This is a genomic window from Winogradskyella alexanderae (genome assembly GCF_020166335.1).
Lineage (GTDB): Bacteria > Bacteroidota > Bacteroidia > Flavobacteriales > Flavobacteriaceae > Winogradskyella > Winogradskyella alexanderae.
The window spans coordinates 55,730-69,345 of the sequence record NZ_JAIUJR010000006.1; the positions used below are offsets into that span (position 1 = coordinate 55,730).

Annotated in this window: 15 protein-coding genes and 1 other RNA gene; 7 read left to right on the forward strand and 9 right to left on the reverse strand. The window is 33.9% G+C overall.

Going from position 1 to position 13,616, the window contains the following annotated elements; genetic code table 11:
• Positions 1-25 precede the first annotated feature (25 nt).
• Genes LBU54_RS09740 through LBU54_RS09750 form a run of 3 tightly spaced genes read right to left on the reverse strand, consistent with a single transcriptional unit; the run spans position 26 to position 3,087 of the window.
• A complete protein-coding gene (locus LBU54_RS09740) occupies positions 26-1,510 on the reverse strand; it encodes an alkaline phosphatase family protein (RefSeq protein WP_224528802.1) in 1,485 nt (494 codons plus the stop codon).
• Entirely contained in the window at positions 1,503-2,888 is a 1,386-nt protein-coding gene (locus LBU54_RS09745) for a class I SAM-dependent methyltransferase (protein ID WP_224528803.1), read from the reverse strand. Before LBU54_RS09745 ends, LBU54_RS09740 begins: the two co-directional genes overlap by 8 nt.
• Position 2,889: 1 nt before the next feature.
• Positions 2,890-3,087 (reverse strand): hypothetical protein, encoded by a 198-nt coding sequence (locus LBU54_RS09750; protein WP_224528805.1) that lies wholly within the window; start codon positions 3,085-3,087, stop codon positions 2,890-2,892.
• A gap of 86 nt (positions 3,088-3,173) precedes the next feature.
• Between LBU54_RS09750 and LBU54_RS15420 the strand changes: the two genes are divergently transcribed.
• Positions 3,174-3,368 carry a hypothetical protein gene (locus tag LBU54_RS15420; protein ID WP_317196323.1) on the forward strand — a complete coding sequence of 65 codons (195 nt, stop codon included), beginning with the start codon at positions 3,174-3,176 and terminating at the stop codon, positions 3,366-3,368.
• On the opposite strand, the gene typA is transcribed toward LBU54_RS15420, so the two are convergent.
• Complete coding sequence (gene typA / locus LBU54_RS09760; RefSeq protein ID WP_224528809.1) at positions 3,365-5,164, reverse strand: translational GTPase TypA; 1,800 nt, start codon at positions 5,162-5,164, stop codon at positions 3,365-3,367. The genes LBU54_RS15420 and typA overlap by 4 nt on opposite strands.
• Positions 5,165-5,358: 194 nt before the next feature.
• On the opposite strand from typA, the gene LBU54_RS09765 reads away from it, so the two are divergent.
• The 3 genes from LBU54_RS09765 to kdsA are packed head-to-tail and all read left to right on the forward strand — an operon-like array spanning position 5,359 to position 7,158.
• The gene (locus LBU54_RS09765) at positions 5,359-5,718 is read left to right on the forward strand and encodes a hypothetical protein (protein ID WP_224528811.1); all 360 of its coding nucleotides are present in this window, start codon (positions 5,359-5,361) and stop codon (positions 5,716-5,718) included.
• Positions 5,719-5,778: 60 nt separating this feature from the next.
• Positions 5,779-6,321, forward strand: a complete 543-nt coding sequence (locus LBU54_RS09770) for a hypothetical protein (RefSeq protein WP_224528812.1) — start codon at positions 5,779-5,781, stop codon at positions 6,319-6,321.
• A 27-nt stretch (positions 6,322-6,348) separates the two neighbouring features.
• Positions 6,349-7,158, forward strand: a complete 810-nt coding sequence (gene kdsA, locus LBU54_RS09775; RefSeq protein WP_224528814.1) for a 3-deoxy-8-phosphooctulonate synthase — start codon at positions 6,349-6,351, stop codon at positions 7,156-7,158.
• Here kdsA and LBU54_RS09780 read toward each other — a convergent pair.
• The 4 genes from LBU54_RS09780 to LBU54_RS09795 all read right to left on the reverse strand — a co-directional run bounded on the left by LBU54_RS09780 (position 7,145) and on the right by LBU54_RS09795 (position 10,057).
• Positions 7,145-7,534, reverse strand: coding sequence for a DUF1801 domain-containing protein (locus LBU54_RS09780; protein WP_224528816.1), 390 nt, complete (start codon positions 7,532-7,534; stop codon positions 7,145-7,147). The genes kdsA and LBU54_RS09780 overlap by 14 nt on opposite strands.
• Positions 7,535-7,536: 2 nt before the next feature.
• Complete coding sequence (locus tag LBU54_RS09785; RefSeq protein ID WP_224528818.1) at positions 7,537-7,890, reverse strand: hypothetical protein; 354 nt, start codon at positions 7,888-7,890, stop codon at positions 7,537-7,539.
• Between the two features lie 129 nt (positions 7,891-8,019).
• Complete coding sequence (locus LBU54_RS09790) at positions 8,020-8,763, reverse strand: slipin family protein (RefSeq protein WP_224528820.1); 744 nt, start codon at positions 8,761-8,763, stop codon at positions 8,020-8,022.
• Positions 8,764-8,854: 91 nt separating this feature from the next.
• A complete protein-coding gene (locus tag LBU54_RS09795) occupies positions 8,855-10,057 on the reverse strand; it encodes an NAD(P)-dependent oxidoreductase (protein WP_224528821.1) in 1,203 nt (400 codons plus the stop codon).
• Between the two features lie 131 nt (positions 10,058-10,188).
• Here LBU54_RS09795 and ssrA point away from each other — a divergent pair.
• Positions 10,189-10,584, forward strand: a transfer-messenger RNA (tmRNA) gene (ssrA, locus tag LBU54_RS09800).
• 96 nt (positions 10,585-10,680) lie between these two features.
• A complete protein-coding gene (locus LBU54_RS09805) occupies positions 10,681-11,919 on the forward strand; it encodes an alpha/beta hydrolase-fold protein (protein ID WP_224528822.1) in 1,239 nt (412 codons plus the stop codon).
• Between the two features lie 391 nt (positions 11,920-12,310).
• On the opposite strand, the gene LBU54_RS09810 is transcribed toward LBU54_RS09805, so the two are convergent.
• Positions 12,311-13,198 (reverse strand): EF-hand domain-containing protein, encoded by an 888-nt coding sequence (locus LBU54_RS09810; protein WP_224528823.1) that lies wholly within the window; start codon positions 13,196-13,198, stop codon positions 12,311-12,313.
• Between the two features lie 185 nt (positions 13,199-13,383).
• Between LBU54_RS09810 and LBU54_RS09815 the strand changes: the two genes are divergently transcribed.
• A complete protein-coding gene (locus LBU54_RS09815) occupies positions 13,384-13,536 on the forward strand; it encodes a hypothetical protein (RefSeq protein WP_224528824.1) in 153 nt (50 codons plus the stop codon).
• Positions 13,537-13,616 lie beyond the last annotated feature (80 nt).

The following is a 13,616-nucleotide window of genomic DNA, read 5'->3' on the forward strand; positions in this document are numbered from 1 at the left end:
ACCTAGTTTTACATGGACAAATAAATCATTTATCTTTTGTAGTTACATTGCCGTTATGATCAATCGCTTCAATTACGTCTTTATTCCCAAAGCTGTTCAATCTTAGGTTGTAACTAATGTCTTCTTCCATATGATCTAAATACTTTTCATTTTTGCTTAAAGACGCAAATAAAACCCTAAATACATTAACATTAGATTCAAGGTCCTTATCAAACCCTTCTTCAAGATGACCAGTCCATTTTATTGCTGCAATATTCGAAAAAATAGAATTGATCAATTCTGGTTTTTCATTACTATAAAGGTCATTAAAACTTCTTAAGCCAACCCATCCGCCATGATCTGCTAGAATGATAATTATTCCATTTCCATCCTTTTCAGATATATAATTAATAATGTCCTTCAACCAAATATTAACTTCTTCAATTCTGCTCAGATAGCGATCGCGTTCTTTCAAGACAGATTCATCTGTTTTAAAAAATGCTACATGGTGGGGCATTAGCTTTTCGATGAAGAAAAATTTTGGAGTGCTGTCCAACGGTTTATATACGGCTTTAAAGTCTTTGTAGACGTCTCTCACTTCATTTCCGCCTTTGGTCAAGTGCGAAAAATCATCTTTTTCTATATTATAATAATCGAAAATTTCTTGTTTCTTGTTTTGCTGAAAGTATTCATCCTCAGCTATAAAATAGGTCTCGTAACCATTGGAATTAAAAATAGATGCAACAGGATTATGTTTTGTTATAACTTCTCTTCCATTCGCAAACTCTATTTTAGGAAATATCATATCGGCATATTTATGTTGCTTCATTGCAAATAATGATGCATTGGAGGTTAAACTTGCAGGATAATTACTCCTAAAATTATCATATACTTTAAATCCATTTACATCTAACCAATCATAAAGATCACTTTTGTAATTATACGGAGACGATTGCATCATTTTCTTAGAGACATACCCATCTGGTTGAATCATATAAACATTTGGGAAGGACTTAAATTTTACATTTTCAATATCATCTGGCTGTTCTAACCATATATCGCGTTTGATGTCTTCATAAATATTAACTGACATTCTCACAAAAGACAAGCAAGAAAATAACAATAGCACTACAACCATTTTTTTATAATGCTTTCTTGGGTTAAATGGTAAAACAAATCCAATAACAGCCATACCAACAAGGAGTGCAATGCGTTTTAATGTTGAGTTAAAATAAGTTTGGCTTAAAAAAATGATAACAGCTAGTGTAATTAACCAAAACAGCACATGCTTTTGCTTTGATTTAAACCTTCCAATTCTTCTAAAAACAAAAAAGTAAATACCATATAACAGTAGGACAAACCCAAAAATAAAAGCGGAAAAAAATAACAGATGAGATAATGAATTTACTGCCCAATAGTTGTTAGAAACATAGAATAAAACTGGTGTTATTGCTATTGCAAGAAAGGTTAGTAATGGTGCTTCCTTTTCACTAGATATAAAATCTTGAATTTTGTCTCGTAAACTACTCAACTTTTCTCTTCATTAAATACATTACACGATCAGAATTCTTGATCGCAATTTTCTGTTCTATTTTGAAAAATCTTGTATAACTCATTTCAAAATTATCAGAACTGTAAAAATCAAAATAGGTTTCAAATTCGCCTTTTGACTTTAACAATCGCTGTACCCAGGAATCATTTCGTTTTGGAAATTCAATGATTAACCTATTTGAAAAATGAGCAAAAAAACGGGCTGATTCCCTAAAAGGTACATTACCTGATAGTGACATATGATGAATAACGGCCAAAGCCATAACAACATCTGGTGCGTAGTCTTTTATTCTATTCAAAAATGAAGTTCGTTCTTCGTTATTAAGGCCAAGTCCTGGTGACGGATTTAATACATCAAGAACAAACGGTAACATATTCTGTTCATTAGATTTCTTTAGCCTCATATAATTAGCATCGACTGCATTGTTATCAATATCGCAGACTAATTTTTCTGAAATATCAAAATCTATTTCCCTAGCAAACGTGCCATCGTTACCTCCTATATCAATTAATAAGTTTGGTTTAATGGCTTGAATCCAGGTATTGATTATTTCAGATTTATGATTAAAAGCATCTTCAGAATAATTTATCTTATCATAATAATTGCCCCATTCTGTCGCGGTTTTAAGCTTAAGATTTTTAATAAAATTGTAAAGGCTTTTAATAATATTCAGCTGGCCTTTTAATGATAAGGATTTTACTGCGGTTTCTCCTTTATAATCCTCATTATGCTTTTGTTCCAACTTAGCTAACAAATGAATATTGCTGAAAAGAATTGGGCTGAATTTGGTTTTAAACGGCAATAACGAACTTGCCATTGTAACTGGTATGCCATCAATAAAATTTCGAATTAACTTCAATTGATCTGCACCATGATAGTAAGATAAAACTAATGGAGATAGAAAGTGCATTACAAACTGCTTGTATGCACGCCACGGTATATTTTCTTCATAAAAATCAAAGCTTAAGGTGTCAATAAAAACGGCACTTCCTCTATGAAAAGTTATATTGAATGCCGAAGCATCTTTTAAACTAAACCCATTTTCTAATGCAACCTTCTGAATCTTTAAAGTTAAAAGCGCTGCCTCCTTGTACATATTAAAACTCCATTCATAAGGATAAGTAATAAATGGAATTTGTTCTGGCTTAATTAATATCTCTTTATCCGTAGAAGATAATTCGTCATGTGGAATTAGTAATCCGTTCTTAAAAAGCTTTTTATAAAAACCCGATTCTGTAAGTGCTTTATATTGCCTAAAATAGATTGGATTAATTACACGTTTTACCTCTCCATTATCTAGAAAAATATAACCTGAAGGATCTCTAAATGAAGATGAATGAAGTGCCTTAGCGTCCACTTTACTTTGTATTGTCTACATCAGAATCTTTTACATCGATATCATCGAAAACATCATCTTCAACTGGTTTTGAAATTCCAAAGAACACTTTGATTTTGTGCATTAGATTTTTTGAAAACAATACCACTCCGGCAATTGCAGCAACAATTGCCTGAACAATCATTGCACCCAAACCAGGATCGAAATAAAGTAAATGCATGTTACAAGTTTTTGTAAATATAAAACATCTAGCTTTTCTTACTAGCTAAATAGTAAATATTAACGGCTAAAATAGCACCATTAGCAATGATTATTGGTAGACCAATTCGAAGCGAGGGCATTAAAAATCCATATGAAATAAAAAGAATACATCCTGTCATATTAACCAACCTCAATTTTTTTAGTTCTTTCATCATAAAAGATAACAGAACCATAAATGAGGCTAAATATCCAACGTACTCCGTTGCGGTTATACCGGACAATTCCATACTTTCAGATTAAACACTTTTGGCACGTTTACGATCTACTTCCTTTAATAGGATTTTACGCAATCTCAAATGATTTGGTGTAACTTCAACGTACTCATCTTTTTGAATGTATTCTAAAGCCTCCTCAAGTGAAAATTTTATTGCAGGCACAATCTTCGCCTTATCGTCAGCACCTGCAGATCTTACATTACTCAATTTTTTGGTCTTTGTAACATTCACCACCATATCGTCACCACGAGAGTTTTCACCAATGACTTGACCTTCGTAAATATCTTCGCCTGGGTTAATAAAAAACTTACCACGCTCCTGCAATTTATCTATCGAGTATGGAATAGCAGTTCCGTTTTCCATGGACACCAATGAACCATTCTGTCGTTCAGGTATACCGCCTTTAATCGGTCTGTATTCCTTAAAACGGTGCGCCATAATGGCTTCTCCTGCTGTAGCAGTTAGCAATTGATTTCTTAAACCAATAATACCTCGTGATGGCACTATAAACTCACAAACCATACGATCGCCCTTGGCTTCCATTCTTAGCATTTCACCTTTTCGCATTGTGACCATTTCTATAGCTTTTCCGGATACAGACTCCGGTAAATCTATGGTCATCTCTTCAAAAGGTTCACATTTAACACCATCAATTTCCTTAATAATTACTTGTGGTTGTCCAATCTGTAGCTCATAGCCTTCTCTGCGCATTGTTTCAATTAAAACCGATAAATGCAAGACACCACGGCCAAAGACCATAAATTTATCTGCACTGTCAGTTTCTTCCACTCTAAGTGCTAAGTTCTTCTCAAGTTCTTTTGTGAGACGTTCCTTTATATGTCGAGAGGTCACAAATTTTCCATCTTTACCAAAAAACGGGGAATCGTTAATGGTAAATAACATGCTCATGGTTGGCTCGTCAATTGCAATAGTTTTTAAACCTTCCGGATTTTCAAAATCGGCTACAGTATCTCCAATTTCAAAATTTTCTAAACCTACTATAGCACAAATATCACCAGCTTGAACCATATCTACTTTTTTACGCCCAAGCCCTTCAAAAGTGTGTAATTCTTTAATTTTGCTCTTTACTGTTGAGCCATCTCGCTTAACAAGAGATATCTGTTGACCCGATTTCAGATTTCCTCGTGTTAACCGTCCTATTGCAATCCGACCAGTAAAACTCGAAAAATCTAGTGAGGTAATTAACATCTGAGTCGAACCTTGCTCAATTTTTGCTTCAGGAATATGTTCAATTACCATATCCAACAAAGGTTCAATATTGGATGTTTGCTCTTTCCAGTCCTCACTCATCCAATTGTGTTTAGCAGAACCATAAACCGTCGGAAAATCTAATTGCCATTCTTCTGCACCAAGCTCAAACATTAAATCAAATACCTTTTCATGCACTTCATCAGGTGTGCAGTTTTCTTTATCAACCTTATTTATAACCACACAAGGTTTTAATCCTAAATTAATTGCTTTTTGCAAGACAAAACGTGTTTGTGGCATTGGCCCTTCAAAAGCATCGACCAAAAGTAGTACACCATCTGCCATGTTCAAAACACGTTCTACCTCACCTCCAAAATCAGCGTGACCAGGCGTATCAATGATGTTAATCTTGGTTTCCTTATAAACAACCGAAACATTTTTTGAGGTAATGGTAATACCTCTTTCGCGTTCCAAATCATTATTATCCAATATTAAATCACCTGTGTTTTCGTTCTCACGAAATAATTGGCAATGGTACATTATTTTGTCTACCAACGTAGTCTTGCCATGGTCTACGTGAGCAATTATAGCTATGTTTTTTATTTTGGTCATAACCGTTGTGAATTTAAAGCGCGCAAAGGTACATCTAAATCCCTGTATTTCGTTAATTATATGTTATTATTTGAATTACAAGCAATTTGGATGTGTATCTTACGTTTCTGATTTGATTAATAGTAAAAGCCTAAAAACCACATCAACCGCTAATTACTGGCATTTTACATCTTAACCCTAATAATTTAAAAGAGATGAAAGCAATTAGTAAATACACACGTTTTATACCCTATCTATATTATTTATCCATCATTGCGTATTGGTTTACCTATACAAACAGAACAGAAGGGGTTTCAGCCTACCCTATATTACTCTTTGGAATTCCATTTGTTTGGCAGTTGATTAGACCTAACAGAAACCTTAATTTCTCTTTAGGAATTATTTTTGTTTGTATTTCTTCTTATTTGATTTTAGCATATCTACTGGAAATACTGAATATTGTAAATTGGTTTGGATCTGCTAACTCAATAACAAAAAGCTTTGGTATTCTAATACTTGGCAGTTTTATTATGGCCTTATGGATGGTTAGAAACAGTATCCAAAAGCAATTTTAGATGCTATTTTTAAAGCTTTTATTGTACTATCTTTGCAGGAATCTTAAATAAGATAAAATTTTGCATAATCAATTATTTCTTATTTCCAAAAGAATAAAATTTATCTTTCCTATATTACTTGCTTTCATTCTTACGGCCTGTCCATCAGATGATGATTGCACCAAAACAATTACGATACCTCAATTCTTTGTGGTGGGCAATCAAACATATTCTACTGAAACCACTCAGGAAGTTCCATGCGACTTTCCTGAACCTACTGAACCTGAAGTTGTTGACATACCCTTTTTGGAAAATTTTACATATGAAATAATAAGCTTTACCTATATAGGAGAAACAGACAACAACACAACAATTTTACAATTTGAAATTCAGCTCAACAACCACAATAATTACCCGGTATCAGGCTTACCTTATTTCACTATAAACTCGTCAGAACTCGAGTTTTCAACTGCAAACTACGTGAATGATGCTGTTAACCCATGTTTAAGTATCCAATCTAATTCAAGTTGTTTATTTACTTTTGACCAAGAGTATCCATTAAATGGAACACTAGCTCCCACAACTTTCGAAATTGTGAATGTTCAATATATTATAACAGACTAAATACAATTAATTTTAATTTCTACAGCAATGACAATTCCAAAAATTAAACATACAGATTCTAACAATTTCTTTTTGCTTTGCGGCCCTTGTGCCATAGAAGGTGAAGATATGGCATTACGTATTGCAGAGAAAGTAGTTTCAATTACTAATAAGCTTAAGATTCCTTATGTTTTTAAAGGAAGTTTTAAGAAAGCAAACCGCAGTAGAATAGACAGTTTTACGGGAATTGGAGATGAAAAGGCTCTAAGAATTTTAAGGAAGGTATCAGAGACATTTGACATACCCACCGTTACTGATATTCATGAAGTTTCTGATGCAGCAAAGGCGGCAGAATATGTAGATATTCTTCAAATACCAGCCTTTTTGGTAAGACAAACCGATTTAGTCGTTGCAGCCGCCAAAACAGGTAAGGTGGTAAACCTAAAAAAAGGTCAATTTATGAGCCCCGAAGCAATGAAACATGCCGTAAAAAAAGTGAAAGATTCTGGTAATGAGTTAGCCCTAATAACTGATAGAGGCACTATGTTTGGCTACCAGGATATGGTGGTCGATTTTAGAGGCATACCAACAATGCGCCAATTTGCGCCAACAGTATTAGATGTGACCCACTCTTTACAGCAACCAAACCAATCTGTAGGCGTAACAGGAGGGCGACCAGAAATGATCGAAACCATTGCACGAGCAGGTGTAGTTAATAATGTCGACGGATTATTCATAGAAACCCATTATGATCCCGCGAATGCCAAAAGCGATGGCGCTAATATGTTACATTTGGAAAATCTCGAGAGTTTACTAACTAATTTAGTTGCGATTAGACAGCTGATTAATTCCTTTTAGATCGTTTTGGTTTTAAAACCAATTTAAATGGGTTTGTGTTTATAGCAAGCTGTTTTTTAATTACATAAAGGATAACATCATCATTTATATCATCAGGTAATCTATACCTTAAAGATGTAACTGCCTTACGATTAGCGGTAATAAAGTGCTCTCTATGCTTTGTGAGTCTTTCACCATGCCAAAAGGCCAAATCCACATAATCTTTAGACTTATTAAAATAACAAATCGGTAATTCACCGTTATAATAAAATGGGATTCTCCATTTATAATGCAACTCAGGATTCGGAAGAATAGCTTCTACTATAGTTTGAAGTTGCATCAAAATGGATTTGTATGGCTCTTCTTGTTTTAAAATATACGCTTCTGCAGGATTCATTATTAGAAAAGCCTTAATATACCAATGACTAAAAGGGCAATACCAATAATTGCTTTAAATGGCATTAATTGATAAGACAATTTTCTCAAGTTAGCTTCTAAAGCTGGTACTTTTCCAAAGACATGGGTTAATAGCAACATACCACCCACAATACTTATAATACTGTAAATAAAATTACTCCAAAATGTGATTATAGGAAAAACAATCAGTGATCCACCAATAACAGTTTGAAAAGGATCAAGTGCATCTGCAATTTTATTAAAGAAATTGCTTTCGCCATCCCATTTGTCTAAAGTTGCAATACCTAATAAAATACCACCTGTTATTTGGGCTATGGTCAATACTATTCCAATCATTTTTTTACATTAATTACATAAAAATAAGAAAATACAAATCAAAAAATCCTCTTGCCGGTCAATATATCTCGCGACATGTTCTTTAATCCACTATATCAAATATTTAGCATTTCATTTTTTATCTAAACTTCAATCTTCATCTTTATGTACTCGTGGTAACACCTCTTCAGGGAATGGGAACAAAATAGTTGAATTCTTTTCTGCAGCAATATTTGATAGGGTTTGATATAACCGTAATTTAATTGCAGAAGGTGATTTATCAATCTGTTTACCTGCTTCCAGAAGTTTTCCTGCCGCTTGATCTTCCGCTTCTGCCAGAATAATCCTTGCACGACGCGAGCGCTCTGCTTCAGCCTGATTTGCCATCATACGCTTCATATTTTCAGGTAACTGAATATCCTTAATCTTAACATCAATTATCTCGATGCCCCATTCTTTGGTTTCAATTTCAACAATGGCTTTGATATTTTTGCCCATTTCTTCGCGTTTGGATAGGATTGTATCCAACTCAACTTTACCACAGACATCTCTCAAAGCTGCTTGTGACAATTGTGAAATTGCAAACTGGTATTCTTCAACCTCCAAAACTGCCATCTCTGGATCGACAACCTTAAAGAAGACAACACCATCTATACTGCAGGGTACATTATCTTCGGTCATAACTTCTTGCGAAACAATATTCACCGTTATGACTCTGATATCTACAACTTGTATGGTCTCAACTAAAGGAATAATCCAGCGAAACCCAGGTTTAAGAGTACCCACATACTTCCCAAACCTAAACTTTAACGCACGCTTATATTCAAAAATAATTCTGATTCCCGCAAACAGGAAAATAATAACTAATACTGATAATAATAATGGAGGATTCATAACACGACTTTTAAAGTTAATACTAGCTTATAAGGTCGCTATTATATACCAATTAGAAAATGATATTTGTCAACCCTCAAAAAGAAGTTTACTAAGCCCCATCGACAAAATCCTGAAGATACTTGAACCTCTCCGTAAGTTTACCATTCTTAGTAATTTGAGCACGCTGAAGAATTCCATTTTCGTCATTATTAAAAAAAGACGGTAGTACATGATCTAAAAAGGTCTCTCCAAATCCTTCACTCGCATCCTTTGGGAGTTCGCATGGTAGGTTATCCACAGCCATAACAGTAATAGCTCCTTCAGCATCAAAAGGTACTTCAGATTCTGAAATTGGATCATAGCCGTAGAATGGATTCTCAATAGTTGAAGATTTAATGGTACTAGCAACAGGACCATCTATATCGCATGAAATGTCTGCCACCATATTAATTCTAAAATCCGGATGTTTGGCATCTTCGCGCGTAAATAAATATGGTGCATTATTGCCATAAAAATGACCTGCTATGAAAAAGTCCGTCATTTTAGCATAGGGCATAAAATTACTTTCATATCCTGTAGGATCTGCATAAAACTCCAATCGATCTCCTACTTTACCATCTTTTCTTTTAGCATATTCCATAACATCCACCCTACAATAAACTGGTTCTGTAAATTCAGAAGTTAAATACAGCGCATCACTTACCTCCTTAACACCAACATGATCCAAAATTTCGGTTGCTCCATTAGCTACTTTACCTGTTCCCGACAATAGTATTTTAATGTTTGGAAGTTTAATAGTTTGCAATTCATCTTTGACCTCTTGCAGATCATATAAAGTCTCTACTTTTGGTAGATTAAACAAACCATCTCTTATTCCTAATGCTCTTATACCGTTATATGCACCCACCAATCCAGCATATCGTCCAAATCCAATTAATCGAAAACCATTTTTATCCACAATAGTTTCATGGTCATAAAGATTAATTTTTTTGTCTAAAATAGCCCTCAACAAATCCCTATTGTAGGGTTGCTTTTTTATTGTATGTGAAAAGAAAAAGTAGTCCTTATTTGGAATTAAAGCATCTACGGGTACTTCTTTTACACCAATCATAACATCCGCATCAGAAACATCATCAATCACTTCAAACCCATATTTTTCGTAAATCTCATCCGAAAACACCCGAACATCTGAAGATTCAATAACAAATTGTGCCTCTGGAAATCGTTTTCTGGCCTCTGATAGGGTCTGAGGTGAAAATACCACACGTCTATCTGGTGGATTTTTACGCTCTTTTATGATGGCAAATTTCATACTTTGTTGCTTTAAAACTGACAATATTGTCAGGGAATAGATCTGGAATAATTTTTGCACGAAAATAAATGGATTTAAGAGGTTGCACAACTTTTTTTGTAACTTCGCGGTCCTTTTTAAGATTATCATTTGGGGTCGACTGGTTTTGACAGCGAGATTAATTAAATGGTAAGCACGTCGTGTAATGGTATTGATACACGTAAAAGGCTAGACCAAACTTTAAACGGCGAGAATAACTACGCTTTAGCTGCGTAATCTGAATTATAGTAAGATTTCTGCTTATTCCTGCTAGGCAGGAAGGCTAAATGTCTCCGGAAAGCCTTGGTTAGTGGCGTTCTTTTTAGAGGCATCGTAAAAATTGACCAAGATTGGGTAGTGCTTTAATGCCCTTTCAAGATTTAAAAGCTAAGTGTAAAGTAGGCTGTCTTTAGCTAGCTTAACATCGAAAAAACAAGAAAAGACTAAACGTGTAGAAAGCCTTTTGGTTACTTGTTTGGACGAGAGTTCGATTCTCTCCGACTCCACAAATTAGAACCCTTGAAATTATTTCAAGGGTTTTTTTAATAAATCATCTGTTACAAATTATCGTAACTTTATTGAGTTTAATTTTTAGGACAATGCTGATGCCATTAAAACTTTATTTCCCAACACTTTTGTTATTATTTTACTCAACCTTAATTTTTTCACAGAATGAAAAATTTCAAAATAATCCAGCAGTATCTGATAGTATTTACTCTGAAATCTTAAAAGAGCAACGCTTATTTTATGTTCAATTTCCAGATAACTACAATACTAATAGCGAGGTAAAATATCCGGTTGCTTTTATTTTAGATGGGGAGTTCTTGATGCCAACCGTTCACAATTTTCAGGGCTATTACAGTGGCGGATTTACACCAGAAATGATACTTATTGGTATTTCTAATCTCAATAATAGAACTCGAGATTTAACTACTTCTAAAATCACTGAAAGTTATGGTATGCCTTACACACGACAGAATGGTGAAGCTGAGAATTTTGTGAACTTTATGGCTAATGAACTCATTCCATATATTGAGAAGAACTATTCTGTTAGCAGTTTCAGAACCTTGATTGGTCATTCTTATGGTGGTTTATTCACGGTTTACACTCTAATCCATCATCCTGAATTATTTGCCAATTATGTTGCCATTGACCCTAGTTTGGACTGGGATAAACAAAAGCTCATAAAAGAAGCAAAAGACGTTCTTTCTTCAAAGAATTACCAAGGGAAATCATTATTTATGTCACTCAATGGCCAGTTGCACTGGCAAAACAAAGAAATAACCATAGATAATGTCATGGAAGATGATTCTGATGACACACTCTTTCCGCGTTCTAATTTGTCATTTAAAAATACTGTAGAAAAATATCAAGACAATGGTCTAGCACTAGAGTGGAAATTTTATCCAAACGATCTGCATGGCACTATTCAGTTTCCATCCGTTAGAGATGGATTAATCGCTTTATTTAAATGGTTCCAAATGGAAAACACAGATAAAATCAACTCTTTTGAAACCTCAACTGAAGAGTTGAACAGTATAATTAGATATAGAGCGGATAAACTTGAGCAGCATCTCGGCTATGTTGTACCGCCTTATCCTGAAGATTTGCTGAATATGTCTGGTTATATGAGTATGGATATGCAAAATATGGAACGTGCAAAACTATATTTTGAAAGTGCTATTGAATTCTATCCCAAAAGCGCTAATGCCTATGACTCAATGTCAGATTTTTACGAGCAAAATAAGGATATAAAAAATGCATTGAAATATGCTCAGATGGCTTATAAAATAGAAAGTAGTGATTATTTAAAACAAAAAATTAAAAAATTGAGTACTGATTAAATTAAACTTGGATCAGATGTTCAAATGCTTCAAAAAATACATTAATTTTAAACTCATCCATTTCATAATGCTTAATATTTGGATAATGCTGAATAATGTAGTGTACCAATAATTAAGTTACTAAACTAACTAAAACCAATCCAATCGAAACATGGCAACAAACAATAGGCCAACCAATTTGTTCAAAAATAAATTTGCTTCAATCTTAATCTGTTTTCTAATCAGTAATTCTTTACTATCAGCTCAAGAAGTTAGTGAAGAGCAAGCCATAATGAGTTTAGCCCTTCGCCAAACTCTACGTGGTAAATAAAGAAAATCACAAAGATGTCCAAAATGTAGTGCGTCTGTTGCTACAAGCTAAACCTGAAAATAAAATTTAAGTTTAAGTCTGTTATTGCTTTTCGACTTTCTTTAAACGTTGTGTAGCGTAAGTAAGGTTTATTTTCTTAGTAAATTCTCCTAGCTCAATAGAGCCATCCTCATTGGTGTCTAAACCATAAAACCGCAACTTACTATTAATTGGGCGACCTTGATTATCCGTTTTGCCTTCGTAGAAATTCTCCATTTCCTCTAACGTAATTTTATAATTTTTATCAAGATCAAGATCGAAGAATAAAGAAATACGTTGATTTACGTAATCATCATCCGTTGATTCTGGCTCAGTTGATTCAGTTACCACTGCCGTACCAATTGCTCTTAGTTTTTGTAATCCAAGCTTCATATCTGGTGTAGCCATAATTTCTTCCATGCTAACAGCACCATCATCATTAGTATCTAAAGCATAAAACAAGAGCTTTCCATTGATTAACTCGCCCGTAACCATGTCAATTTTACCACTATTAAAACTAATCATTTCATTCATTGATACCTTACCATCTTTGTTGGTATCTATTTTTCCAAACTTAACTATAGCTTTCTCTTTTTCATTCAAAGCTTCTTCTTCACTTACTTCTTCCTGATAGCGTTCGGGAAACTGCCAGCGCTCTCTGTATTCTGTTGCCAATTTAAAATTTGGCCCTTTGATGTATTCATTGAGGGTAATAATACTGTTCCTATTGGCATCAAAAGCATAAAACAAGCGCTTGGCATCTACAGGTTGACCAAAACTATTAAGTTTGCCTCTATAAAACGTTCGCATTTCACGATTAGTAATCACCTCATTGCCATCTGCGTCTATGGTGTTAAATAATTGGGTACGTTGTTCAGTAGTATCTTGGGCCAAGACAATAGACCCAAATAATAAGAATGTAGCTTTAAGTAGGTTTGTTAAAACTTTCATCACAATTGACTTATTTGAAATACGAATATACACTTATTTTAATTTTTGAGGGAATTACCCATTTTTAGGACTTAACATTCATTAATAACTTCTCTTATTCTTTTGTTAAGGCGATCGATATATTTCGTAATCTACTGAATATGTTTATTTTATAATAAGGAAAGTTAAATACTAAAAAAGCAACTATGAAATTTATTAAAGAAGAAAATGAAAAACGAAGAGATTATATTTTTAAGAAGGACACTTTAACTAAGTCTGTTGCAACATTTGTAACTAGCGTACTGATTATGCTTATTACTGTTGTAGCAAGTACTTATGATACTTTAGCACACTTCTAAGAAACAAAAATATCAAACATACATAGCCTGGCCTTTTTAAGGCTAGGCTTTTTTGGTAATAGCATTAACACAATTTTGTA

Coding starts and splice junctions, on each gene's coding strand:
- LBU54_RS09750 (WP_224528805.1), bottom strand. CDS start 3,087: ATGCATTTACTTTATTTCGATCCTGGTTTGGGTGCAATGATTGTTCAG.
- LBU54_RS15420 (WP_317196323.1), top strand. CDS start 3,174: ATGATTATTGGTAGACCAATTCGAAGCGAGGGCATTAAAAATCCATAT.
- typA (WP_224528809.1), bottom strand. CDS start 5,164: ATGACCAAAATAAAAAACATAGCTATAATTGCTCACGTAGACCATGGC.
- LBU54_RS09765 (WP_224528811.1), top strand. CDS start 5,359: ATGAAAGCAATTAGTAAATACACACGTTTTATACCCTATCTATATTAT.
- kdsA (WP_224528814.1), top strand. CDS start 6,349: ATGACAATTCCAAAAATTAAACATACAGATTCTAACAATTTCTTTTTG.
- LBU54_RS09780 (WP_224528816.1), bottom strand. CDS start 7,534: ATGAATCCTGCAGAAGCGTATATTTTAAAACAAGAAGAGCCATACAAA.
- LBU54_RS09785 (WP_224528818.1), bottom strand. CDS start 7,890: ATGATTGGAATAGTATTGACCATAGCCCAAATAACAGGTGGTATTTTA.
- LBU54_RS09790 (WP_224528820.1), bottom strand. CDS start 8,763: ATGAATCCTCCATTATTATTATCAGTATTAGTTATTATTTTCCTGTTT.
- LBU54_RS09795 (WP_224528821.1), bottom strand. CDS start 10,057: ATGAAATTTGCCATCATAAAAGAGCGTAAAAATCCACCAGATAGACGT.
- LBU54_RS09805 (WP_224528822.1), top strand. CDS start 10,681: ATGCCATTAAAACTTTATTTCCCAACACTTTTGTTATTATTTTACTCA.
- LBU54_RS09810 (WP_224528823.1), bottom strand. CDS start 13,198: ATGAAAGTTTTAACAAACCTACTTAAAGCTACATTCTTATTATTTGGG.
- LBU54_RS09815 (WP_224528824.1), top strand. CDS start 13,384: ATGAAATTTATTAAAGAAGAAAATGAAAAACGAAGAGATTATATTTTT.